Annotated in this window: 26 protein-coding genes; 13 read left to right on the forward strand and 13 right to left on the reverse strand. The window is 39.9% G+C overall.

Going from position 1 to position 20,356, the window contains the following annotated elements:
* Positions 1-4: 4 nt before the first annotated feature.
* From VJ786_RS07475 to VJ786_RS07485, 3 genes are all read right to left on the reverse strand, one after another.
* Positions 5-1,720 carry a protein-disulfide reductase DsbD family protein gene (locus VJ786_RS07475; protein ID WP_336557503.1) on the reverse strand — a complete coding sequence of 572 codons (1,716 nt, stop codon included), beginning with the start codon at positions 1,718-1,720 and terminating at the stop codon, positions 5-7.
* A 77-nt stretch (positions 1,721-1,797) separates the two neighbouring features.
* Positions 1,798-2,250, reverse strand: coding sequence for a protein-disulfide reductase DsbD domain-containing protein (locus tag VJ786_RS07480; protein ID WP_099367106.1), 453 nt, complete (start codon positions 2,248-2,250; stop codon positions 1,798-1,800).
* Positions 2,251-2,334: 84 nt separating this feature from the next.
* Positions 2,335-3,144 carry a biotin--[acetyl-CoA-carboxylase] ligase gene (locus tag VJ786_RS07485; protein ID WP_336557504.1) on the reverse strand — a complete coding sequence of 270 codons (810 nt, stop codon included), beginning with the start codon at positions 3,142-3,144 and terminating at the stop codon, positions 2,335-2,337.
* Positions 3,145-3,192: 48 nt separating this feature from the next.
* Here VJ786_RS07485 and rsfS point away from each other — a divergent pair, with 48 nt between their 5' ends.
* From rsfS to VJ786_RS07515, 6 genes are all read left to right on the forward strand, one after another.
* A complete protein-coding gene (rsfS, locus tag VJ786_RS07490; protein ID WP_099367108.1) occupies positions 3,193-3,567 on the forward strand; it encodes a ribosome silencing factor in 375 nt (124 codons plus the stop codon).
* A gap of 35 nt (positions 3,568-3,602) precedes the next feature.
* The gene (ftsH, locus tag VJ786_RS07495; RefSeq protein WP_336557505.1) at positions 3,603-5,681 is read left to right on the forward strand and encodes an ATP-dependent zinc metalloprotease FtsH; all 2,079 of its coding nucleotides are present in this window, start codon (positions 3,603-3,605) and stop codon (positions 5,679-5,681) included.
* 83 nt (positions 5,682-5,764) lie between these two features.
* The gene (locus VJ786_RS07500) at positions 5,765-6,412 is read left to right on the forward strand and encodes a LutC/YkgG family protein (protein ID WP_336557506.1); all 648 of its coding nucleotides are present in this window, start codon (positions 5,765-5,767) and stop codon (positions 6,410-6,412) included.
* Entirely contained in the window at positions 6,413-7,042 is a 630-nt protein-coding gene (locus tag VJ786_RS07505) for a rhomboid family intramembrane serine protease (protein ID WP_099367111.1), read from the forward strand.
* Positions 7,043-7,214: 172 nt separating this feature from the next.
* The gene (locus tag VJ786_RS07510; protein ID WP_336557507.1) at positions 7,215-7,508 is read left to right on the forward strand and encodes a type II toxin-antitoxin system HigB family toxin; all 294 of its coding nucleotides are present in this window, start codon (positions 7,215-7,217) and stop codon (positions 7,506-7,508) included.
* 38 nt (positions 7,509-7,546) lie between these two features.
* Positions 7,547-7,933: a helix-turn-helix domain-containing protein gene (locus VJ786_RS07515; RefSeq protein WP_336557508.1), complete on the forward strand. Its 387-nt coding sequence runs from the start codon at positions 7,547-7,549 to the stop codon at positions 7,931-7,933.
* An 8-nt stretch (positions 7,934-7,941) separates the two neighbouring features.
* Here the strand turns inward: VJ786_RS07515 and VJ786_RS07520 are convergent, their stop codons facing one another.
* A complete protein-coding gene (locus VJ786_RS07520) occupies positions 7,942-9,480 on the reverse strand; it encodes a YifB family Mg chelatase-like AAA ATPase (protein ID WP_336557509.1) in 1,539 nt (512 codons plus the stop codon).
* A gap of 225 nt (positions 9,481-9,705) precedes the next feature.
* Between VJ786_RS07520 and VJ786_RS07525 the strand changes: the two genes are divergently transcribed.
* From VJ786_RS07525 to VJ786_RS07535, 3 genes are read left to right on the forward strand one after another with little or no spacing between them, the layout of a single operon-like run.
* A complete protein-coding gene (locus VJ786_RS07525; RefSeq protein ID WP_099367018.1) occupies positions 9,706-9,975 on the forward strand; it encodes a YtxH domain-containing protein in 270 nt (89 codons plus the stop codon).
* Positions 9,976-9,995: 20 nt separating this feature from the next.
* Positions 9,996-10,448 carry a hypothetical protein gene (locus tag VJ786_RS07530; RefSeq protein WP_180268484.1) on the forward strand — a complete coding sequence of 151 codons (453 nt, stop codon included), beginning with the start codon at positions 9,996-9,998 and terminating at the stop codon, positions 10,446-10,448.
* On the forward strand, positions 10,429-11,007 hold the full coding sequence (locus VJ786_RS07535; RefSeq protein WP_099367017.1) for a hypothetical protein: 579 nt from the start codon (positions 10,429-10,431) through the stop codon (positions 11,005-11,007). The genes VJ786_RS07530 and VJ786_RS07535 overlap by 20 nt, the downstream gene beginning before the upstream one ends.
* Positions 11,008-11,070: 63 nt before the next feature.
* Here the strand turns inward: VJ786_RS07535 and fcl are convergent, their stop codons facing one another.
* Positions 11,071-12,003, reverse strand: a complete 933-nt coding sequence (gene fcl, locus VJ786_RS07540) for a GDP-L-fucose synthase (RefSeq protein WP_134776114.1) — start codon at positions 12,001-12,003, stop codon at positions 11,071-11,073.
* A 56-nt stretch (positions 12,004-12,059) separates the two neighbouring features.
* Between fcl and trmB the strand changes: the two genes are divergently transcribed.
* The 3 genes from trmB to VJ786_RS07555 are packed head-to-tail and all read left to right on the forward strand — an operon-like array spanning position 12,060 to position 14,217.
* Positions 12,060-12,716, forward strand: coding sequence for a tRNA (guanosine(46)-N7)-methyltransferase TrmB (gene trmB, locus VJ786_RS07545; RefSeq protein WP_336557510.1), 657 nt, complete (start codon positions 12,060-12,062; stop codon positions 12,714-12,716).
* Positions 12,717-12,752: 36 nt separating this feature from the next.
* Positions 12,753-13,862 (forward strand): M28 family peptidase, encoded by a 1,110-nt coding sequence (locus VJ786_RS07550; protein WP_336557511.1) that lies wholly within the window; start codon positions 12,753-12,755, stop codon positions 13,860-13,862.
* Between the two features lie 13 nt (positions 13,863-13,875).
* Complete coding sequence (locus VJ786_RS07555; protein ID WP_336557512.1) at positions 13,876-14,217, forward strand: hypothetical protein; 342 nt, start codon at positions 13,876-13,878, stop codon at positions 14,215-14,217.
* On the opposite strand, the gene VJ786_RS07560 is transcribed toward VJ786_RS07555, so the two are convergent.
* The 7 genes from VJ786_RS07560 to VJ786_RS07590 all read right to left on the reverse strand — a co-directional run bounded on the left by VJ786_RS07560 (position 14,214) and on the right by VJ786_RS07590 (position 18,281).
* Positions 14,214-14,996, reverse strand: a complete 783-nt coding sequence (locus VJ786_RS07560) for a M48 family metallopeptidase (protein ID WP_336557513.1) — start codon at positions 14,994-14,996, stop codon at positions 14,214-14,216. The genes VJ786_RS07555 and VJ786_RS07560 overlap by 4 nt on opposite strands.
* Positions 14,993-15,436, reverse strand: coding sequence for a magnetosome magnetite crystal formation protein family (locus VJ786_RS07565; protein WP_099367012.1), 444 nt, complete (start codon positions 15,434-15,436; stop codon positions 14,993-14,995). The genes VJ786_RS07560 and VJ786_RS07565 overlap by 4 nt, the downstream gene beginning before the upstream one ends.
* Complete coding sequence (locus VJ786_RS07570) at positions 15,412-15,819, reverse strand: DUF2752 domain-containing protein (RefSeq protein ID WP_336557514.1); 408 nt, start codon at positions 15,817-15,819, stop codon at positions 15,412-15,414. The genes VJ786_RS07565 and VJ786_RS07570 overlap by 25 nt, the downstream gene beginning before the upstream one ends.
* Before the next feature lie 3 nt (positions 15,820-15,822).
* Positions 15,823-16,164 (reverse strand): TM2 domain-containing protein, encoded by a 342-nt coding sequence (locus VJ786_RS07575; RefSeq protein WP_099367010.1) that lies wholly within the window; start codon positions 16,162-16,164, stop codon positions 15,823-15,825.
* An 80-nt stretch (positions 16,165-16,244) separates the two neighbouring features.
* Positions 16,245-17,216, reverse strand: a complete 972-nt coding sequence (gene trhO / locus VJ786_RS07580) for an oxygen-dependent tRNA uridine(34) hydroxylase TrhO (RefSeq protein WP_134776119.1) — start codon at positions 17,214-17,216, stop codon at positions 16,245-16,247.
* An 89-nt stretch (positions 17,217-17,305) separates the two neighbouring features.
* Complete coding sequence (locus tag VJ786_RS07585) at positions 17,306-17,542, reverse strand: DUF3820 family protein (RefSeq protein WP_317128165.1); 237 nt, start codon at positions 17,540-17,542, stop codon at positions 17,306-17,308.
* On the reverse strand, positions 17,523-18,281 hold the full coding sequence (locus VJ786_RS07590) for a glycosyltransferase family 2 protein (protein ID WP_336557515.1): 759 nt from the start codon (positions 18,279-18,281) through the stop codon (positions 17,523-17,525). The genes VJ786_RS07585 and VJ786_RS07590 overlap by 20 nt, the downstream gene beginning before the upstream one ends.
* Before the next feature lie 408 nt (positions 18,282-18,689).
* Between VJ786_RS07590 and VJ786_RS07595 the strand changes: the two genes are divergently transcribed.
* Positions 18,690-19,388: an FkbM family methyltransferase gene (locus VJ786_RS07595; RefSeq protein WP_099367007.1), complete on the forward strand. Its 699-nt coding sequence runs from the start codon at positions 18,690-18,692 to the stop codon at positions 19,386-19,388.
* Between the two features lie 33 nt (positions 19,389-19,421).
* Here the strand turns inward: VJ786_RS07595 and VJ786_RS07600 are convergent, their stop codons facing one another.
* Positions 19,422-20,348: a glycosyltransferase gene (locus VJ786_RS07600; RefSeq protein ID WP_336557516.1), complete on the reverse strand. Its 927-nt coding sequence runs from the start codon at positions 20,346-20,348 to the stop codon at positions 19,422-19,424.
* Between the last annotated feature and the right edge of the window lie 8 nt (positions 20,349-20,356).

Genomic DNA, 20,356 nt, shown 5'->3' on the forward strand with positions numbered 1-20,356 from the left:
TAACTTATTTCGCGTTGTATTTATCCAAACCTGATTGCAAGAATGCTTTGTAGCTAGCAATATCCATGTTCGCTCCACTGGTTGGAACCAGTAATTCACCATTATTATCCAATAAAGCATATAATGGTTGTGAATTGGAGTTGAAACGCTCGATCTGTAGCTCCGAGTTCTTCTTACTTACTTTGGTTACTTTTTTACCATTGATTCTAGAGATATACTGTTCAGATTCTGGCAATTCCAAAGCGCTATCATCTACATAAAGTTCGACAAGGATAAATTTCTCATTGATCATGGCTTTTACGCTTGGATCAGACCAAACGTTAGCTTCCATCTCTCGACAGTTTACACAGTTCCAACCTGTGAAATCGACCATAAGCGGTTTGTTCTGCGCTTTTGCTGCTGCTAAAGCTTCATCATAATCGTAATAAGGATCCATTCCTTTCAAGGTTGTTCTTGGATGGAAATGGTTATAATATTTACGGCTAGAAGCATCGGCTGAACCTGCAGGAGCTGCATGACCTCCACCGCCACCGGCAGAGATATCAAAATCTTGGGTTCCGATCGGAGGAAGGAATGCTGAAATAGATTTCAACGGTGCTCCCCACATACCAGGTACCATATACATCACAAAGGAGAATACGATAATGGCCAAGATTGTTCTTGGAACCGACATGAATTTCAGGTCGCTATCATGAGAGAATTTGATTTTTCCGATCAGGTATAGACCCATCAAGCCAAAGATCACGATCCATAATGCTAGGAATACCTCACGGTCTAGGAATTGCCAGTTGTAAGCCAAATCGACATTCGAAAGGAATTTTAAGGCCAAAGCTAACTCTAAGAAACCTAATACCACTTTCACACTGTTTAACCAACCCCCTGATTTAGGCATTGATTTCAACAGGGATGGGAACATCGCAAATAGTACGAAAGGAATAGCTAATGCGATCGAGAATCCCAACATACCAATGGCAGGGCCTAAGCGATCACCTTTTGTAGCCGCATCAACCAATAAAGTACCAATAATTGGTCCTGTACAGGAGAATGATACTACCGCTAAACTTGCGGACATAAAGAAAAGACCTATCAATCCACCTTTGTCTGATTTTGCATCAATTTTGTTGACAAAAGAACTTGGAAGGGTAATTTCGAATGCTCCTAAGAAAGAAGCTGCAAATACCACCAAGAGTAGGAAGAATAGGAAATTGAATATACCATTTGTAGAGAGGACATTCAGGGCATCGGCACCGAAAGCGATGGTAATCAACATACCTAAGGCTACATAGATTACGATGATGAATAATCCGTAAAGGAAAGCTTGTTGAACAGCTTGTGCTGTGCTTCCTGATTTTTTGGTGAAGAAACTTACGGTCAAAGGAACCATTGGGAAGATACATGGCATTAAGAATGCAATAAATCCACCGATCAGCCCTTTAATGAAAATCCCCCACATGCTGGTGTCTTCCCCATCTGCATCAGATGGAGCAGCGGCAACAGTTGTAGTAGTTGTGTCTTGTGCACTGGTATCCTGACCATCGGAGAACTCTAGATCTCCAACATCAGTTAGCAATGTGTCATCAGATGTCGTTTGTTCTTCCCCCGAACTGAACTCGATATCATCTGTATTGATTAAAGAATCTTGTGAAAAACCTGCTAGAGGTGTGGTTAATGAAAGTAAAAGCCAACATGTGGCAATTAAAATATGTTTTAAATTGAACATAATTGTTAGTTTATCGCGGCAAAGCTAAGAAAAAGGCAGGGAACCCTGCCTTTTTAGATAAGATATTTTATAATATTTTACTTGATTGTTACAGCAAATTCGTACTCATCTGGTGGAAGACAACGTTCTTTGTCACATACCATGAAGGTAGCAGTACCTTTAACTTTAGTAGGTTTACCATTAGCTAAATTAACTTTTTGTTGGAAAATCACTTCTCCATTGTAGTAAGGAACATTCATTTTGAAGGTTTCCTCGTACTTAGATTTTGGTGCTTTCGCTGCAACTTTACCGTTTAATTTTGCACCATTGTCTGCAGTGATGTTGAATTCGGTAGCAATTGGGCCTCCTTCAGGAACACTTAACCCGTAGATATGCCATCCTTCATCTACTTTCGCTTTGATAAAAACAACCGCTTCCTTAGCGTTGATTTTCTTCGTAGCAACCGACCATTCTACTGGTTTCAATACCTGCGCAAATGCACCTGAAATGGCGAATAGTACGAAGGCAATTAATAAATTTATTTTTTTCATAAAAAACCGTTTGTGTAATTGACTATTAATTTTTAATATAGTTTAATTCAAAGTTAGAATAATATGTTTCAAAGTTTGTCATATTTAGTTATTTTTTTTTCGAGTGTAATCAATTTTTTGCAAATGAAATACGACTTCTTTGAACTGGTAACTTTTTAACTCACTGGCACTTTCTATATATAAAAGGCCATTTCTGTCCACTTTTCTGATTATTCCTTCGAATTGTATAACATTAGACGTGTAAATAGCTGGAATGTCCCTTTGAAAAAGTAATTTGTTATAATGATTCAATAATTCCTCTTCTGTAATTTTCTCCGATTTAAAAGCATCGTATTTATTTTGAATGGATTGCAGGAGCTCTTCGCATGCTTTTACCAGATCGTGGATTTCATTTCCGGTCTCTTTTAAAATAGAACTGGCGGTTGCTTTGATTTCCGCTGGAAATTCCTGTTGATTGACGTTGATGCCTATGCCAATTATGGCATTGTTTATCGTTTTTGAAGTACTACTGTTCTCGATCAGGATTCCCGCTATTTTTTTTCCGTTCAAGAGGATATCGTTCGGCCATTTAATTTCTGCATCAATTTGAAGACTTTTCAACCAATCGATGATCCCTAAACTGATCAGCATATTCAACAGGAAATGATCTTGCAAGCTTAGGAATTTTGGATAGAGCAAGGTGCTTACGGTGATGTTTTTATTTGGCGGAACGGTCCATACATTGCCTCTTTGGCCTCTTCCATGGGTCTGATGCCTTGCCATTATGGCAGTCCATTCTGGTAATGGCTTGAAATTTGACAGTTGAGATTTTAAATAATCATTTGTTGAGCCAATTTGCTCCAAAACAATTATCTTTTGGCGTAGTGAATCTCCCGAAAATGTGTTATTTTGCAAAAAGAAAGAGTTTTAATAAAATATTTATCAAAAGTATAATATTTCTTAATGAGTAAAAACAAAAAAGGTTCCTTATCAGAAAAGCTTGCAGACATTGTGATTCATGGGATGCAGGAAAAAAAAGGAAACGAAATAGTGCGGTTGGATATGCGGGAAGTTAATGGGACATTGTCCGATTATTTTGTAATCTGCCATGCCGACTCCACGGCACAAGTAAATGCTATCGCAAAAAGTGTAGAAGACGAAGTTTATAAGGCTTTTAACCAAGATCCATGGCATAAAGAAGGCCAAGGAAATGGGGAATGGATTTTATTGGACTTTGTGGATGTAGTAGTTCACATTTTCCAAACGGAAAAACGTTCGCATTATCGGATGGAAGACCTTTGGGGCGATGCAGAAGCAAGCAGCTATCAGAGCGCTTAAGAATTGATTGTATAGAAACGTAGTATAGAGAATAAATGAAGAAAGTTCCAAGTAAGAAGATTACGCCAATGCCACCAAAATTTAATATGATATGGCTTTGGATAGCAATTTTTATTGGTTTTTTTGGGCTCCAGTATTTGTTTAGTGGCGAGGGAGCTAAAAAGATAACCTATAAAGAATTTGAAACGAAATCCCTAATCCCAGGTGATGTCGATAAATTGATTGCCTATAAAAATGGGGAATTGTGGGATGTGGAAGTATATATTAAGCAAGATCGTTTAGGAGAAGAGAAATATAAGGATGTTGCACCAAAAGGCAATTCGTTGAACTTCACTAAAACGCAAAGCCCACAATATGTATTTTCGGAAGCAAATGCCGAGGCATTAGAGAATAAATTAAAAGCATCTCAGGATAGCCTAGCGGCTAATCAACCACGTGTTGGAGTTAGCTTCGAAGACCGTTCAAACCCTTGGGCGGGATGGTTCGTATCTTTCATGTTGCCATTGTTGATTATTGTTGCCATCTGGATTTTCTTGATGCGCAGAATGAACGGTGGAGCAGGAGGTGGCGGCGGTGCCATTTTTAATATCGGTAAATCTAAAGCACAACTCTTCGACAAAGAATCTCAGATCAACATCACCTTCAACGATGTTGCTGGATTGGAAGAGGCGAAACAAGAGGTGATGGAAATCGTTGATTTCTTGAAGAACCCGAAGAAATATACCGATTTAGGGGGTAAGATCCCTAAAGGAGCGCTATTAGTAGGCCCTCCGGGAACCGGTAAAACCTTGCTGGCGAAAGCGGTTGCAGGCGAAGCACAGGTACCTTTCTTCTCTTTGTCAGGTTCTGACTTCGTGGAGATGTTCGTAGGTGTTGGTGCATCCCGTGTTCGCGATTTGTTCAAGCAAGCAAAAGAAAAAGCGCCATGTATCATCTTTATTGATGAGATCGATGCGATCGGTCGTGCTCGTGGAAAGAATTCCATTATGGGCGGAAATGACGAGCGCGAAAACACGTTGAACCAGTTATTGGTGGAGATGGATGGTTTTGGAACCAACGTTGGGGTGATTATCCTGGCGGCTACCAACCGCTTAGATGTATTGGATTCAGCTTTATTGCGTCCAGGACGTTTTGATAGACAGATTTCGATCGATAAACCAGATTTGATCGGTCGTGAACATATCTTTAATGTACACTTGAAGCCATTGAAATTGGCGGAAGAGGTTGATGCGAAGAAATTATCGGCACAGACCCCAGGTTTTGCTGGTGCAGAGATTGCGAACGTATGTAACGAGGCAGCCTTGATTGCGGCTCGTAAGAACAAGAAAGCAATTGAAATGCAGGATTTCCAAGATGCGATTGACCGCGTAATTGGTGGTTTGGAGAAAAAGAATAAAATCATCTCTCCGGATGAGAAAAAGATCGTGGCTTACCACGAGGCAGGTCACGCGATTGCGGGTTGGTTCCTGGAACATGCGGACCCTTTGGTTAAAGTTTCCATTGTTCCACGTGGAGTTGCTGCTTTAGGCTATGCCCAATATCTGCCAAAAGAGCAGTTCTTATACACCACTGAGCAGTTGATTGACAGTATGTGTATGACAATGGGTGGTCGTGTTGCGGAGGATATTACTTTTGGAAGAATATCTACCGGTGCACAGAACGACTTAGAGCGTATCACCAAATTGGCTTATGCAATGACAGCGGTTTACGGTATGAACCACAAAGTGGGTAATGTCTCTTTCCGTGATAGCTCTGGCGATAGCCAATTCCAAAAACCATATTCCGATCAAACGGCAGAGTTGATCGATGATGAGGTGAGAACATTGATCTCTGAAGTTTACGAGCGTACGAAACAATTGTTGCTGGAGAAACAAGAGGGATTGATCAGAATCGCAGAGAAATTATTGGAAAAAGAAATCCTTTTCCAAGCAGATCTGGAAGAGATCTTAGGGAAGCGTCCATTTGCCAATAAAACTACTTACGATGAATTCGTGAATGGTGGGGCTGATGGTGGCGGTGTTCCTCAAACGGATCTTCCGATTCCGACAGGCGATGTGGATGATGCAGAACAAGCAGCAGACAACAAGCCTAATACAAATTCTGAAAATATTTAATCAAATCATAGACAGACAAGGCTTTCCCAAACCTTGTCTGTTTTTTTTATAGCTATTGCTAGCTTTTTGTTTTATATTATAGCATGAACACCCGAAATACCACGGCGAAAGAGAAGATGTTGAAGAAGATCCGTCAGGCACTTCTTCAGAAGAAGGAGAACCCTCATCCTATGTTTGAGGAGACCCCGCTGTATAAGGATGAAGAAGAACCGTTGGACGTCACTTTTGCCCGTGAATTCACGCAGGTATCGGGAAAGTTTGTGTATTGTGATGGAGAGATCAATCTGATCGAAAACCTGATCATTTTGGTGGAGAAGCTGGAAATTTCCAAGCTATATGTTTGGGAAAAGACTGTTCAACAGCTGTTGGATCAATATGGTTTCCCTTATCGAAGCACGCAAGTGAATTTCGAGGAGGTGGAGGCCAGTATTACGGGTTGTGAAGCCCTGATCGCCCGTAATGGAAGCATCATGCTGAGCAATGCCAATGAATCGGGACGCCGATTGAGTGTTTATCCACCGGTACATATTGTGATTGCAAGAGCCTCTCAATTGGTGATGGACCTGAAGCACGGAATGGCGGTGGTTCGTCAAAAATATGGAGCAGACCTGCCTTCCATGATCAGTACCATCACAGGGCCTAGCCGAACTGCCGATATCGAAAAGCGTTTGGTACTTGGTGCCCATGGACCTAAAGAACTTTATTTATTTTTACTCGAAGACCGTTTCTAAATGTTAGCTTATTATCTTTTTAATCTACCTGTAGCCAGTGTTATTTTTGCCCTTACTATCGGATTGAGCATCTATGTTTTTGCAAATCCGCAATGGTATGGTAAATTGATGTTGCATCCATATAGTATTTCAAGAGATAAGAAATATGCCTATTTGATCTTTACCAGTGGGCTTATCCATAAAGATTGGATGCACCTGATCTTTAACATGATTACCTTCTACTATTTCGGTTTCGGACTGGAAGCTATTTTTGTTGCACAATTAGGGGTTTTGGGGCATGTGATGTTTGCGGTATTATACATTGTGGCATTGGTGCTGAGCGATATTCCTACGATCATGAGACATAAGGATAATTATGGTTACCATAGTTTAGGCGCTTCTGGAGCTATTTCTGCAGTGCTGTTCAGTTATATTTTATTTAACCCACTTACTAAGCTTTATATCTTTTTTGCCCTTCCGCTTCCGGCTTTTTTATTCGCTGGTTTGTATTTGGTGTATTGTATATGGGCTTCCAAGAATTCCAATGATGGGATCAATCATGATGCGCATTTATTTGGCGCATTGACGGGATTGGTGCTTACTATTCTGATGTTCCCTGGAATTATCAATCATTTTATTGGGCAGTTTTAAGATTGTTCTATTTCCCACAAATTTATCTATTGCTAAGTTGGTATATTACCAACTATTTTGTATACTTGTATTGTAGTCTGAAAGAGCAACTGAAAAACAGATAATTTGGGAATATTTTGTATACAATTAATTTCTCAACCAAGAGTGGGGAGATTAAGGCTAACCCATAGAAATGAATGTAATTTTTATTTCAAAAATTCACAAATTTGCTGAAAAGCATGCGGATTGTGCTAGATCATTAAGTGGTTGGCTTTCTATAGCGAAAGACGCTAATTGGCAAAAACCTCATGATATTATAAAATCTTTCCCTAATGCGAAGCTCATAAAAGGTAATAGAGCTAGATTCAAAATAGTTGGAAACAAGTATCGTCTAATTGTAGAGGTCAACTATGTTGAACATATTGTAGAAATTAGATTTATAGGAACCCACTCTGAATATGATCTTATCAATGCAGAGACTATATAGGACTTTCGGGATTTTAAATCCTAAAATTTAAAGATATTATGAGAAAATACCCTCAATGGTTTTTAATTGAAACTGAAGAAGAATATAATATTGTAGTTAAAAGATACGAAGAGATAAAGTACGCCCCTAAAGGAAGCCTTGCCTTCAAAGAAAAACAACTTTTGGTACATCTTATCTCAGAGTATGAAAAATCCACCTTTAAATTTATGGAATTAGATCCTATCGAAATAATAAAATGTAGGATGGAAGATTTTGGCTATAAGCCATCTGATCTAGCAAAGCAATATGGGGATAAAGGAACTATTAGTAAAGTCTTAAATTATAAACAATCTTTATCACTAACAATGATTAGAATGTTCAGTGAATTATTAAACATTCCTCCTCAGCTGCTTATAAAAGATTACGATTTAAAAGTATCAAAGTAATTCTATTCCTAATTCGTCCAATTTTCTCGATCCAAACTCCTATACTGAATAGCTTCAGCTAAATGCTCGATTTTAATGGCCACAGAATTATCCAGATCAGCAATAGTCCTGGCGACCTTTAATATCCTATCATAAGCCCTCGCAGAAAGATTCAATTTATCCATTGCCTTTTTCAACAAACCTTTCCCGATTTCATCAATCAGACAATATTCTCGAATATTCCTTACCCGCATCTGCGCATTCGAATGAATATGCTCCAAATCCTTAAACCGCTGTTCCTGAATCCTCCGAGCAAGAATCACCCTTTCCCTTATACTTCCACTTTTTTCGGTTGCTCTAACCGTCGTCAATTCATTGAATTCAACAGGCGTCACTTCAATGTGTATATCAATTCGATCCAATAAAGGACCTGAAATCCTGCTCAAATATTTCTGCACATTAATATATCCACAGGTACAATTCCTACTGGGATGGTTATAAAAACCACAAGGGCAGGGGTTCATGGCCGCGATCAACATAAAACTGGCCGGATAATCCACCGTGATCTTTGCTCTGGAAATGGTAATCGATCGAGATTCCAAAGGTTGACGCATAACCTCCAGAACAGACCTTTTAAATTCAGGCAGCTCATCCAGGAAAAGAACCCCATTATGCGCCAAGGAAATCTCTCCCGGTTGTGGATTTGCTCCGCCACCCACCAAAGCCACATCGGAAATGGTATGATGAGGAGATCGGAACGGCCTAATCGTCAATAGCGACTCTGTGGCAGCCAATTGGCCAGATACAGAATGTATTTTGGTGGTTTCCAAAGATTCCTCCATGGACAAAGGCGGGAGTATGCTGGGGATTCGCTTCGCCAACATAGTTTTCCCAGAACCTGGAGGACCAATCAAAATCACATTATGCCCCCCAGCAGCCGCTATTTCCAACGCTCTTTTGATATTCTCCTGTCCTTTGACATCCGAAAAGTCCATCTCGTATCCATTCACCTGCTGATTAAATATTTCCTGCACATCAATCCTCATCGGGGAAACCTCCCTGATGCCCAATAGAAAAGAACAAGTATCCGAAAGATCTTCTACCGGATATACGGCAATCCCATCTACAATGGCGGCCTCTTCCGCATTCTGTTTGGGTAAGATGATTCCTTGAAAACCATCTTTCTTCGCCTGGAGGACAATGGGTAATACCCCTTTAATAGGCAGGATTTTGCCGTCAAGAGCAAGCTCTCCCAAGATCATATGCGTAGCGAGTTTATCGGTAGGGATCTGTTCGGAAGCAGCAAGTATTCCAATAGCAATACTGAGATCATAGGAAGAACCTTCCTTTCGTATATCCGCAGGGGCCAGATTGATCAGGATCTTACGTCTGGGCATGTGAAAACCAATAGACAATATGGCACTTTCTATCCGTAATAAGCTCTCTCTGACAGCTATATCTGGCAATCCAACAATATAATAGTGGGTTCCGGTCGTTATGTTCGCTTCTACGGTGATAGTCCGGGCACCAATGCCAAAGACAGCGCTACTGTATGTTTTTGTCAACATATAAGAAAATAATTCAATTTGCAGATAAAATAAATTATTTGCAGAACAAAATGGGCTCAAAATTTGAGATAAATGTTTATATTATAAGTGACCGTGGGAACAGGCTGTAGCCGAATGACTATTGATTATCGATAAAATATTATTTATTAAAACGATTCGGTCTATTTTTTGTTAACACTATATAAAACGGTAAAGAAATTACAAAAAATTAAAATACATACTAAAATGAACGATAACGGTAAAATTGTAACAGCATTATTAGCTGGATTAGCAGCAGGCGCAGTATTGGGAATTTTGTTCGCACCTGAAAAAGGAAGCGAAACTAGAGAAAAAATCAATGAATCATTGGCCGATCTTGGCGATGCGATCAAAGAGCGCGCAGAAGAACAATTCGATCAATTGAATGACTTTAAAGAAAAAATCGTAGCTACATTAAAAACGAAACTTGGTAAAGCAGATTCGTATATCGACGAAGAGATTGAAGAACACGCGTAAGCGGAAAGGGGAATTGCTGCATGGAAGAACAAAAATTTTCATTTTCTGAGTCCTTTGATAAATCTAAGGAATACGTAGAAACACAATTTGAGTTATTGAAACTCAAAGCTATTTCCAGAATGTCCAGGATTTTAGGATCCTTGATCGTGGATGCCAGTAAGGTCTTATTGACCCTATTGATTGTGTTCTTTGTATCGCTTGCCTTAGGGTTTTATTTAGGAGAATTAATGGGTAGCTATTCATTAGGCTTCTTATCCACAGGTGGTATTTTCTTGGTGATCTTATTGATTATCCGAGCTATGGAACCTAAATTGGAAGCCAAGTTTATGAATGTAACCATCAAAAGAATCCTTACAAAATGGGACGATGAAGATGATGAGGAGGAACAGCCCATCGTAAAGCCTAATATGGAGGAAGTGAAACAAGATGTTAACCAGGAAGGACCGATAGAAAATGATCATAGACAGCAATAATAAAAGACGTAGTGTCAACAACATTGATGATCTAAATGCAGAGATTGCCAGGTTGAAGAGTCTCAAAACAGAGCAAGAAGATTTCTTGAAAAATCAATATTCCCTGCTCAAACATAAAATTGAGACACCAGCTCGTATCGCCAATATGTTGATGAATAGGGTTCCTGGAGTAAGTACCATCAAGGGATTGGTTCAAGGAATCGGAGAGGTTACAAATAAAAGCAACAAATCCGATTGGTTGACCAAAACGCTTCAATTAGGCCTTCCATTGGTGTTGAACAAGACCTTACTTAAGAATGCAGGTTGGATCAAAAAAGGGTTAGTCTTGTTAGCTTCGGAAACTGCAGCAAAAAATGTGAATCAAGATAATGTAAGCTCCTGGATAGGGAAGATTACAGACATGATCAAACCCAAAAAGAAAAAGAAGAAAAACAAGGTAGAGGCTCCGGTGGGCGAGGTGATAAACCCCGTTCCTCCACAACATCCACCGATGATTACGGCGGAGGAGTCTGTACAGGATAATATTTACGGTATCCCAAAGGATAGCGAAGCTTATTAGGCGCGAGGCCTGATAGCAAAATAAAAAACCAAGGTCATTCGACCTTGGTTTTTCTTTTTTTTGTTAAGCCTGGTTTTTCTGTTTGAAATCTTCGTAAGCTAAAGCAATACCTTCCTTCAGACTGGTTTTAGGCAACCAACCCAACCCTTTTAATTTTCCAACATCCATCAGTTTCCTTGGCGTACCATCAGGTTTGCTGCTATCAAACTCCAATTCACCTTCAAAACCAACCACTTCCTTGATCAGCAGCGCGAGATCTTTAATGGAAATATCTTCACCTACGCCAATATTGACAAATTGCTCCTCGTCGTAATTTTCCATCAAAAATACACAGGCATCCGCTAGGTCATCCGCATACATAAACTCACGTAAAGGTTTTCCGGATCCCCAAATGCTCACAGAAGCCGCATTATTCATTTTGGCTTCATGGAATTTCCTGATCAGCGCAGGTAGTACGTGCGAATTTTCAGGATGGTAATTGTCGTTGATGCCGTAAAGATTGGTCGGCATAACGGAAATATAATTATCGCCATATTGCAAGCGATAGGATTCCACCATCTTGATTCCTGCAATCTTGGCAATGGCATATGGCTCATTGGTATACTCCAATGGTCCGGTCAATAAGAAATCTTCTTTCAACGGCTGCGGAGCCATCTTCGGGTAGATACAGCTCGAGCCCAGGAACATCAGTTTCTTCACCTCATTTTCATGGGAAAAGTGGATCACATTGTTCTGGATGGCTAGATTTTCGTAGATGAAATCTGCACGGTAGGTATTGTTGGCCATGATGCCACCCACCTTTGCCGCCGCAAGGAATACATAATCGGGTTTTTCCAGTTCAAAGAATTCCTTAACCGCTTGTTGGTCACGGAGGTCCAGTTCACCGGATGTTCTAGTAATGATATTTTCATATCCCAACTCCTGTAATTTGCGCAAAATAGCAGACCCCACCATTCCGCGGTGTCCAGCAACATAAATTTTCGCTTGTTTTTCCACCTGAATATCTTGTTTACTGCAAATATAAGGTTAATTTTGCGACTTAATTATCAGTTATGGGTAAGGATAAACTTAGAAAATTCGCAGAGATTGCCACCTTCGAGAATGTAGTGGAAATGGATGCCGGGAAAGCATATAAAGGAAAATGGGCCAAAGAATTCTTTAGAAACGATAAGCCAATCGTTCTTGAACTGGCCTGTGGCAAAGGGGAATACACAGTAAACTTAGCGAAACTATTTCCAGAGCGTAATTTTATTGGTATCGATTATAAAGGAAACCGAATTTGGAGAGGTGCAAAAACAGCCTTGGAAGAGGGAATATCCAACGTAGGGTTTTTACGCATACAGATCGAAACTTTGCTGGAGCATTTTGCAGAAGCGGAAGTTGAGGAAATATGGATTACTTTTCCAGACCCTCAACCGCAGGATAGCCGCGAGAAAAAAAGGTTGACCAACCCGAAATTCTTGGAGCGTTATAAACATGTCCTTGTTCCAGGTGGAATCATGCACCTGAAAACGGATAATGACGGATTCTATGCCTATACCCTTGAGCAGATCGCCTTACAGGAACTTCCTAAACTAAAGGAAACTACCGATCTCTACCATTCCGATTTAGTGGATGAGGTTCTTTCCATCAAAACCTATTACGAGAAAAAATACCTTGCACACGACAAGAACATCAATTACGTGCAGTGGAAATTGACTAAAGGATAAGCATTTAAAAGGCAGATTTTGTAACTTCATTTCATTATGAAAAGAATTTACCTAATCTGCCTCCTACTTTCGGGTTTTGTGGCTCAAGCACAGGAAAACCCAAATAGTGCTCAGGCACAAGAAAACCTAAATAATACCTTCTCTCGCATTATTTCGGAAGTAAATCAGCATGCTGAAGCTTACGACCGGTTGAAATACAGTACCGAACATTTGGGGCACCGCCTCACAGGTTCGGAAAATGGAAGAAAAGCGGAGGAATATGCATTCAAACTTCTTCAATCCTATGGATTGGATGTCTCCTATCAACCTTTTTCATCCGAAAGTTGGTCTAGGGAATCTCTTTCCTTATCCTTCAACGGAGATCCTATTGCTGCGGTAGCCTTGGCTCATTCTCCGATCAAAGTGGATTTAAACGCAGAAATCATTGATTTAGGGAATGGTTTGGAAGCAGATTATCAACGGGTGGGTGATAAAATCAAGGGTAAAATTGCATTAGTCTATTTACATATTCTCCCTAATTCCGGAAAAGACCTCAAGAACCTTCATCGATCAGAGAAAACAGCTTTGGCCGAAAAATATGGTGCAAAAGGGATTATATTCATCAATAGCGTTGCAAATAATGTGTTATTAACCGGTACAGCTTCGATTACGGGTCAATTAATAAATATTCCGGCCATTTGTATTGGATTGGAGGATGGTTTGAAATGGAAGGAAGCCCTTGCAAGCAAGGTTGTTAAGGTGAGCATTAACATGCGGAATAAGGCAGGGGAAACCCAATCGAGAAATATACTTGTCCGTATGAAAGGTACGGAGCTGCCCAACGAAAAGATTGTTATAGGTGGACATTTGGATAGCTGGGATCTGGCAACCGGAGCAATTGATAATGGAATCGGCTCCTATGCGGTAATGGATATTGCCAGGACATTCAAAAAATTAGCATTAGCCAACAAGAGATCCATTGACTTTGTCCTGTTTATGGGGGAGGAGCAGGGATTATTAGGCGCAAAAGCCTACGTTGATGCCGTGCTGAAAGAAGGTTCTCTGGATCAGATCAAATACATGCTGAATTTTGACATGGTCAATGCACCTACTGGTTTTTCCACTACAAGGGAAGAAATGATCCCGTTACTCAAACGCACAAGGTGAAAATTATGCTGCCTTGGACAGTACATTTAAAAACAATAATGCGATAAGTGTGGGTCTGCATAGTGATCATCAGCCTTTTATGCTAAGAGGGATCCCAACGGGAACCGGCCGAGGAGGTAAGCTTCCGAATAATGCAGGAATGTATTACCACTCTAATAAAGATGATTTTAGTTTGGTGGACAAAGCCGGATTGACGCAGACCATCCGTGTCGGCGCAGCCTATCTTTATATATTGGCAAATGCAGAGGAGCTGCCTGCTAAAAAATTAGCAGACAATGAATTGGTGGATTTCCTGAACAAGGCCGGCCTAAAAGAACCTTTGCAAATTTCAGGAGAATGGAGATGGGGCAATTAATACCTAACCTGATCCTGAAATTTTGTCCAAGTGCTTGGATCTAAAGCCTGCTGATAAGTAGAGGCCTTTGGATTCAAGCGTTTTATACGATTTTGGATATACGCTTTTCGATCGGCGGGCGCAGGATGGGTTGAGATCCAGGTCAGATCTATATCCTCAGCCACATGGATGTCGAAGAGTTCCATGACCCTAGACAAGTTCTTAGGATCAATATCTGCGGCATTTAAATATTCCACTGCCGTTTCATCTGCCTCTTTTTCCAAACTCCTTGAAAAGGCTTGTCCGGTTAGGAAGTTAGTCACTTCTGCGGTTCCTGTACTGGAAAGCAGTAGGTCCAATCCGAAATTGGTGACCAAAGATTTCATCACGTGGTTCTTTTCGCAATGCGCGATTTCATGGGCTATAATCCCCGAAAGGTATTCTGCACTATCCAAAAAGTCGATTAAACCGGTGGTTACCAAAATCTGGTCATCAGGAAGAGCAAAGGCATTCACTTCCTCATCCACGATGATATGAAAGCTATAATTGGTACTATCGATATCATTTTTGCTTAAAATAGGCAGGCAGATGGAGTCAAGTGTTGTCATGATGGAATCTTCCCCATCCAATACCTCATAAGTATCATAGATATGGTTCATGATCATGGATCCTAGTTTTTTCTCCATCTTCTTTCCATTTTCTTGGACCTGGAATATACCGGTCCAATTTATTTGGGCAAGTAAAAAGTAGGAACCAGCGATTGCCACAAGAAGTAGGAGGGTTTTCGTTAAGATTTTCATGGTTTAATAATATTATCCGTAATGTCTGAGAACAAAAACCAACGTACATGAATACCTTTTCTGGTTTGAATGGAGGTATAGATGGTTGATACAATTTCAATGATATTGATGATAACTATCAAAAAGATATAAGCGATATAGTAATTGGTTATTTCCGTTTTATGAAGAATCACGGAGATGGTCCACCAGAAACCCACAGTATTGAAAAAGAAGATGAAAATTTGGGATATCAATGCCTGCATCCCATGCCATCGAACAAATTTGGTGGATCTTTTTTTGCCCACAACAAAGATGATGGTGGCCAATAAATTAAAAATGGGTAAAGGCAGTCCTGCAAATAGCGCAAATAAAGACATCAAATAGCTGTTGGAAGCATATTCTCTTTCGTCTTCTGATACCTGTTGGGGTGTAAATGTTATAATCCCTTCTTGATGTTCCATATCCAATTGGCAATCAATAATATAATAAGTAAAACGGAAATAAGCTTGTTTTTTTTGAGGAACTCTTCCGCTGCGTTGTATACCCTGAAATAATAATCCCTTTTGGTGATCAGATCAACCAGGATCAAGCAGATAATGCTGGCCAGCAAAAATAAAGAGATGATCCCTAGAGGGTTGATCAGTATGGCCTCCCAGATGTTTCCATGCAAAAAGGCATCAATAGCTCGCGAAGAACCGCACGAAGGACAAGGATAACCTGTTAGGTTCTTGACAGGGCAGAGTGTAACCGCTGCATGGAAATAATGTAAGAACCCAAGCCATATTATTCCAAGAAAACAGATTATACCTGTGATAAGGTATAATCTGTTCTTCTTCGCTATCATGAATTAGTAATTTAACGCAGTTACTAATTTTTCAAAATTCTTTGATTTAGTGGATCCCATAATCAAAAACCAGTCAATGATGGTCCATATTCCTAAACCACCACAGGTCAATAATTTAGCGATACCCAATCCCGTATCACCGATCATAAAACGATCAATACCAAATGTTCCAGCTAAAAGGGAAACTATAAGGACAGTAGTCGGATCTTTATATTGTTGAATCTGAACATTTGTCAATTTACTATCATCCGCTTTGGCCAATAAGTCTCGGATCTCCATGAGATGATAGGATTCAAAAAATTTGTTGTTAGACATTAAGAACATGTCTACTCTATTGCTTTCCATTTTATTTTGGTTATTGATGAATAAAAAAATCCGTTTATATAATGAAGATAAACGGATTTTTTCAATTTTCTGATAAAACTTTAATTTTTTATAAATTTTTTGTGCTTTCGCTTAGAAATTTTGTCCAAGTTAACGGGCTGAGGAATTTTTACATAATAGCCAGTACCATCGTATTCTCGTTTATTCGGGCTCTCTTTACAGGCATCTGAACAACAGCCATCCAATTTCCAACCACATTCATCACATTGGGTGAAGTGCTCATTGCAAACAGGGTTTGCGCAATTGATCATTTTTGCGGTAACCGTTCCACAATTCTTACAGGTTGAGACGATGGATGGGTTCACCGAATTGACAGGTACGGTAACCCGGTTGTCAAATACGTAGCATTCGCCTTCAAAATCCTTTCCACCAGCTTCTTTACCATATTTGATAATACCGCCATGCAATTGGTAAACATCTTCAAAACCTTCTTTCAATAATAATGCAGAAGCTTTCTCACATTTGATACCCCCTGTACAATAGGTCAGGATCTTTTTACCTTTCAGATGCTCCAGTTCCTTCACTTTTTCAGGGAATTCGCGAAAATTATCGATATCTAACGTAACTGCATTCTTAAAACGGCCTACATTATGTTCGTAATTTGAACGAACATCCAGGATGACCACATCCTCCTCATCTTTCATCTGCATGAATTCCTGAGGCTCCAAATGCTTACCAGTTTGTTTATTGGGGTCGATGATTTTCGGGTCGCGAAGTCCGGAGTGGACAATCTCCTCTTTGTAACGACAATGCATCTTGATAAAGGAAAGTTCATCGACATTATCGATCTTAAATTCAGTCTTGGCAAAGCGAGGATCGGCATGTACCGCTTCCATATAGGCTTTACAAGCCTCAGGAGTACCGGATACTGTACCGTTCAAACCTTCATCTGCGACGATGATACGGCCGACAAGACCTAGGGATTTACAAAATGCTAAATGATTATCCGCGAATTGTTCCGCGTTTTCGATAGGGCTGTAGCAATAGTACAGCAATGTTTGATATTGTGCCATATATTCATTGATACCGCTGCAAACGGCGTTTAATGTTTTTAAATTTTATGCAAAGATAAGGAAAATGAAAAAATAAAAATTGACGGCGATCACTTTTTGATCAAGGGGGTCAATAAATACTCCAGTCCATTCAGTTTGATCTCGTACAGGGTTTCCAATAAAACGCCCAATTTACCCGCCGGAAAGCCGTTTTTTTTGAACCATACGAGGTATGGCTCTGGTAATCGGCAAAGAAGATAACCCTGATATTTTCCGAAAGGCATCTTCATGTTGGCCAATTCCACCAAGATATTCGGATCCATGAAATTAGTCTCTTGTTTTGCCATGGGTCAATCGGTGTTTTAATAGACGTAGGGCAATGATTCCATGGTTGATGAGATTTGGAATCGTGCCATAATATTTTTTGAAGATTTCGTAACGTTCTTTTAAGCTTTGTTTATGCCTTTGTTGCGACATGCCTCCGACCAAGTATTTGGCCACATAGTCTTTCACATTGACCGTTTTCTTCGCTTTTTTAGCTGCACGGATCACCCAGTCGATATCCGAGCTGAGTTTATATTGCATGTCATACGGTTCTGCAATTTCCCTTTTGACATAGATCGCCTGATGGCATACATTCATCCCGTATTTGAAGGACTTCCAATCAAAGGTATCTGGGCATTTGTGTCGACGATCGCCCAGGATCTCCCGATCTTCATTGACCAATTTGGTCTCGCCGTAATAGATATCTGCATCTTCTCCGGAATTAAAAACCTTTTCCAAGGTGTCAGGGGCATAAAGTTCATCCCCAGAATTCAGGAAGAGTACATAATCGCCTGTTGCCAAGCGTAATCCCTTGTTCATGGCATCGTAGATACCTTTATCCTTTTCGGAAACAAGAACGGTGATATGGTCTTTGTATTCCTGGATGACATCCAAGGTTCCATCATTGGAATTTCCATCGATGACAAGGTATTCTATATTGGGATAGGTCTGCTGGGCAACTGATTCCAAGGTATACCTAATATCACGTACATTATTGTACACTATGGTAATGATGGATATTTTGGGTTTTGCGAATGTCATGATGGATTGTATTGCAACGGCACAAAAATAGGGAATTAAGTGGAAATAAATATTATCTAACAAGTTGGCTTCGCTGCTAAACCATACTGAAAGTAATGTTAAAGTATGTAAAACCTATGCTTTGCATACTTTTCAATGTTTTAACCTTGCTTTAAGCATACTTAAACAACGATTCTAACCCAAAATCAAACATATATTGAACCATGAAGTCCTGAATCTCGCTAAGAAAATGGATAATAATCGTTATGATGTGACCATTCCGACATCAAATGTAAGCACATTTTAAAACATAAAGGACCAATATAAAAACGGAGAGCATTGATTAATTAAATATAAATGCTAATTTAAAGCGAGATTTTAATCCATTTATAAATTTAGGTCATAGTTATTCCAGGTCTCCAAGAAAATATGTCAACACTTAAACAAACCATTCTAAAATACTTTCCTATCCATAAATTTTTCCATGCACGATCTTTTTCCCAAGAAGGGGAGGATATGGTTATTCGTGGATTTTACGAAGCTAAAAAAGGATATAAAGGTGTTTATGTAGACGTGGGTGCCCACCACCCTTACCGATTTTCCAATACCAATTATTTCTATAAAAAAGGATGGCGCGGAATCAATATTGAACCCTCACCTGATGCCATGCGTTGGTTTAAATGGTTCAGACCCAAGGATGTGAATCTGAATATCGGCATCAGCGAAAGCCCTCAGGAATTGACCTATTACTGTTTCAACGAACCTGCATTGAATGGGTTCTCCCAAGAAGTTTCGGAAAGTAGGGATGGTTTGCACGCCAAATATCACCTCTTAAAGACCATTCCAGTTCCTACCTTGCCTTTGTCGGATGTGCTGGATAAATATTTGGCTCCTGGAAAACAGATCGATTTTCTTTCAGTAGACGCGGAAGGATTTGACCTGATTGTCCTTAAATCCAATAATTGGGAGAAATATAAACCGGTTTTCGTGTTGGTGGAAGAAGAGCTCTCTATTCCAGAATTGAATAAGTCAGAGGTTTACCAATTGATGCTGAGCAAGGGATATTCCTTAGTAGCAAAAACAAAACGGACCTTGTTTTTTAAACGCAGCGATCTCACGAATTTTTAATTTTTTTATCTCGCTAAATTTAAATCCATCGATTTAGGAGATTTTCGATTTCTTGGCTTTATAGGCATTAATCTTTTTCTCTAAGAACCTAGCCAAACGCTCAAAGAAGGTACCTTTCCGATGTTTGAAGAAATGTTTGATGGCTGCATAGGCCGTTGGATCTTCCTGAATGACGCTTGGAAAGCGATGCACAGGTTTGGTAGAAAGTTCCACACGATATACCTGATCAACATCTGAGTGGGTGCCAGAACCATCTGTGCCGGTATTTTGAATAAAAGATCGACGAGGATATAACACTAATCCCTGCTGATTAAAAATGGATAGATACCAACGAATGGCCCAGGAATTGATCTTTCCAGCCTTAAATTGCTGAACCTGTTTCCAAAAATTCTCCGTTCCATCCACGCTGAAAGCCTTGCGATCCTTACGCTTAAAATCTTTCGTCAATTCTTCAATATCTGGGTTGAAATGCTTCCATGCTCTTTCCCAGGTTGCCCAGCCCCAGCTATTGGCTACCCGAAAAAAGAAAGATTGCTGTAGGCTTTTAGGCCTTTCTACGGGATACATATAGCCCGATATCTCCATGACCCGCTCTTCATCTTCATATCTGTTCAGCGCATCATTGAAATATTGTAGGGCAAATGGCGAAGTTTCCAGGTCATCCTCGAGGACAATGATCCTGCCGTGTTTTTGAATAACCTGACTGACACCATCGATAATACTGTTGGCCAAACCTTTATTCTGTGCCCGTTCGATAATATAGATGTGTTTGAATTTCCAAGGCTCTCTTATTAAAGAACGAACCTGGTTCACCATGTCGATATCATTTGCTGATTTGGGGCCATCCGAAAAAATATACAGGTCAGATTCTTCTGCCAAAGGGTTGGCCTCTAAAGCTGTCAATGTTTTTCTCGTATGTTGGGGTCTATTATAAACAAAAAGTGCGATCGGTGCTAACATGTATGCTC

Origin of the sequence: Sphingobacterium tenebrionis, from assembly GCF_037126265.1 — a bacterium.
In the GTDB taxonomy this organism is placed as follows: domain Bacteria; phylum Bacteroidota; class Bacteroidia; order Sphingobacteriales; family Sphingobacteriaceae; genus Sphingobacterium; species Sphingobacterium tenebrionis.

Excerpts from the sequence above, each read along its gene's own strand:
- VJ786_RS07595 (WP_099367007.1), top strand. The coding sequence starts at position 18,690 with ATGTCAACACTTAAACAAACCATTCTAAAATACTTTCCTATCCATAAA.
- VJ786_RS07525 (WP_099367018.1), top strand. The coding sequence starts at position 9,706 with ATGAACGATAACGGTAAAATTGTAACAGCATTATTAGCTGGATTAGCA.
- trmB (WP_336557510.1), top strand. The coding sequence starts at position 12,060 with ATGGGTAAGGATAAACTTAGAAAATTCGCAGAGATTGCCACCTTCGAG.
- VJ786_RS07550 (WP_336557511.1), top strand. The coding sequence starts at position 12,753 with ATGAAAAGAATTTACCTAATCTGCCTCCTACTTTCGGGTTTTGTGGCT.
- ftsH (WP_336557505.1), top strand. The coding sequence starts at position 3,603 with ATGAAGAAAGTTCCAAGTAAGAAGATTACGCCAATGCCACCAAAATTT.
- VJ786_RS07570 (WP_336557514.1), bottom strand. The coding sequence starts at position 15,819 with ATGATAGCGAAGAAGAACAGATTATACCTTATCACAGGTATAATCTGT.
- VJ786_RS07500 (WP_336557506.1), top strand. The coding sequence starts at position 5,765 with ATGAACACCCGAAATACCACGGCGAAAGAGAAGATGTTGAAGAAGATC.
- VJ786_RS07515 (WP_336557508.1), top strand. The coding sequence starts at position 7,547 with ATGAGAAAATACCCTCAATGGTTTTTAATTGAAACTGAAGAAGAATAT.
- VJ786_RS07530 (WP_180268484.1), top strand. The coding sequence starts at position 9,996 with ATGGAAGAACAAAAATTTTCATTTTCTGAGTCCTTTGATAAATCTAAG.
- rsfS (WP_099367108.1), top strand. The coding sequence starts at position 3,193 with ATGAGTAAAAACAAAAAAGGTTCCTTATCAGAAAAGCTTGCAGACATT.
- VJ786_RS07520 (WP_336557509.1), bottom strand. The coding sequence starts at position 9,480 with ATGTTGACAAAAACATACAGTAGCGCTGTCTTTGGCATTGGTGCCCGG.
- VJ786_RS07475 (WP_336557503.1), bottom strand. The coding sequence starts at position 1,720 with ATGTTCAATTTAAAACATATTTTAATTGCCACATGTTGGCTTTTACTT.
- VJ786_RS07510 (WP_336557507.1), top strand. The coding sequence starts at position 7,215 with ATGAATGTAATTTTTATTTCAAAAATTCACAAATTTGCTGAAAAGCAT.
- VJ786_RS07600 (WP_336557516.1), bottom strand. The coding sequence starts at position 20,348 with ATGTTAGCACCGATCGCACTTTTTGTTTATAATAGACCCCAACATACG.
- trhO (WP_134776119.1), bottom strand. The coding sequence starts at position 17,216 with ATGGCACAATATCAAACATTGCTGTACTATTGCTACAGCCCTATCGAA.
- VJ786_RS07535 (WP_099367017.1), top strand. The coding sequence starts at position 10,429 with ATGATCATAGACAGCAATAATAAAAGACGTAGTGTCAACAACATTGAT.
- VJ786_RS07565 (WP_099367012.1), bottom strand. The coding sequence starts at position 15,436 with ATGGAACATCAAGAAGGGATTATAACATTTACACCCCAACAGGTATCA.
- VJ786_RS07480 (WP_099367106.1), bottom strand. The coding sequence starts at position 2,250 with ATGAAAAAAATAAATTTATTAATTGCCTTCGTACTATTCGCCATTTCA.
- VJ786_RS07505 (WP_099367111.1), top strand. The coding sequence starts at position 6,413 with ATGTTAGCTTATTATCTTTTTAATCTACCTGTAGCCAGTGTTATTTTT.
- VJ786_RS07585 (WP_317128165.1), bottom strand. The coding sequence starts at position 17,542 with ATGGCAAAACAAGAGACTAATTTCATGGATCCGAATATCTTGGTGGAA.
- VJ786_RS07560 (WP_336557513.1), bottom strand. The coding sequence starts at position 14,996 with ATGAAAATCTTAACGAAAACCCTCCTACTTCTTGTGGCAATCGCTGGT.
- VJ786_RS07575 (WP_099367010.1), bottom strand. The coding sequence starts at position 16,164 with ATGGAAAGCAATAGAGTAGACATGTTCTTAATGTCTAACAACAAATTT.
- VJ786_RS07590 (WP_336557515.1), bottom strand. The coding sequence starts at position 18,281 with ATGACATTCGCAAAACCCAAAATATCCATCATTACCATAGTGTACAAT.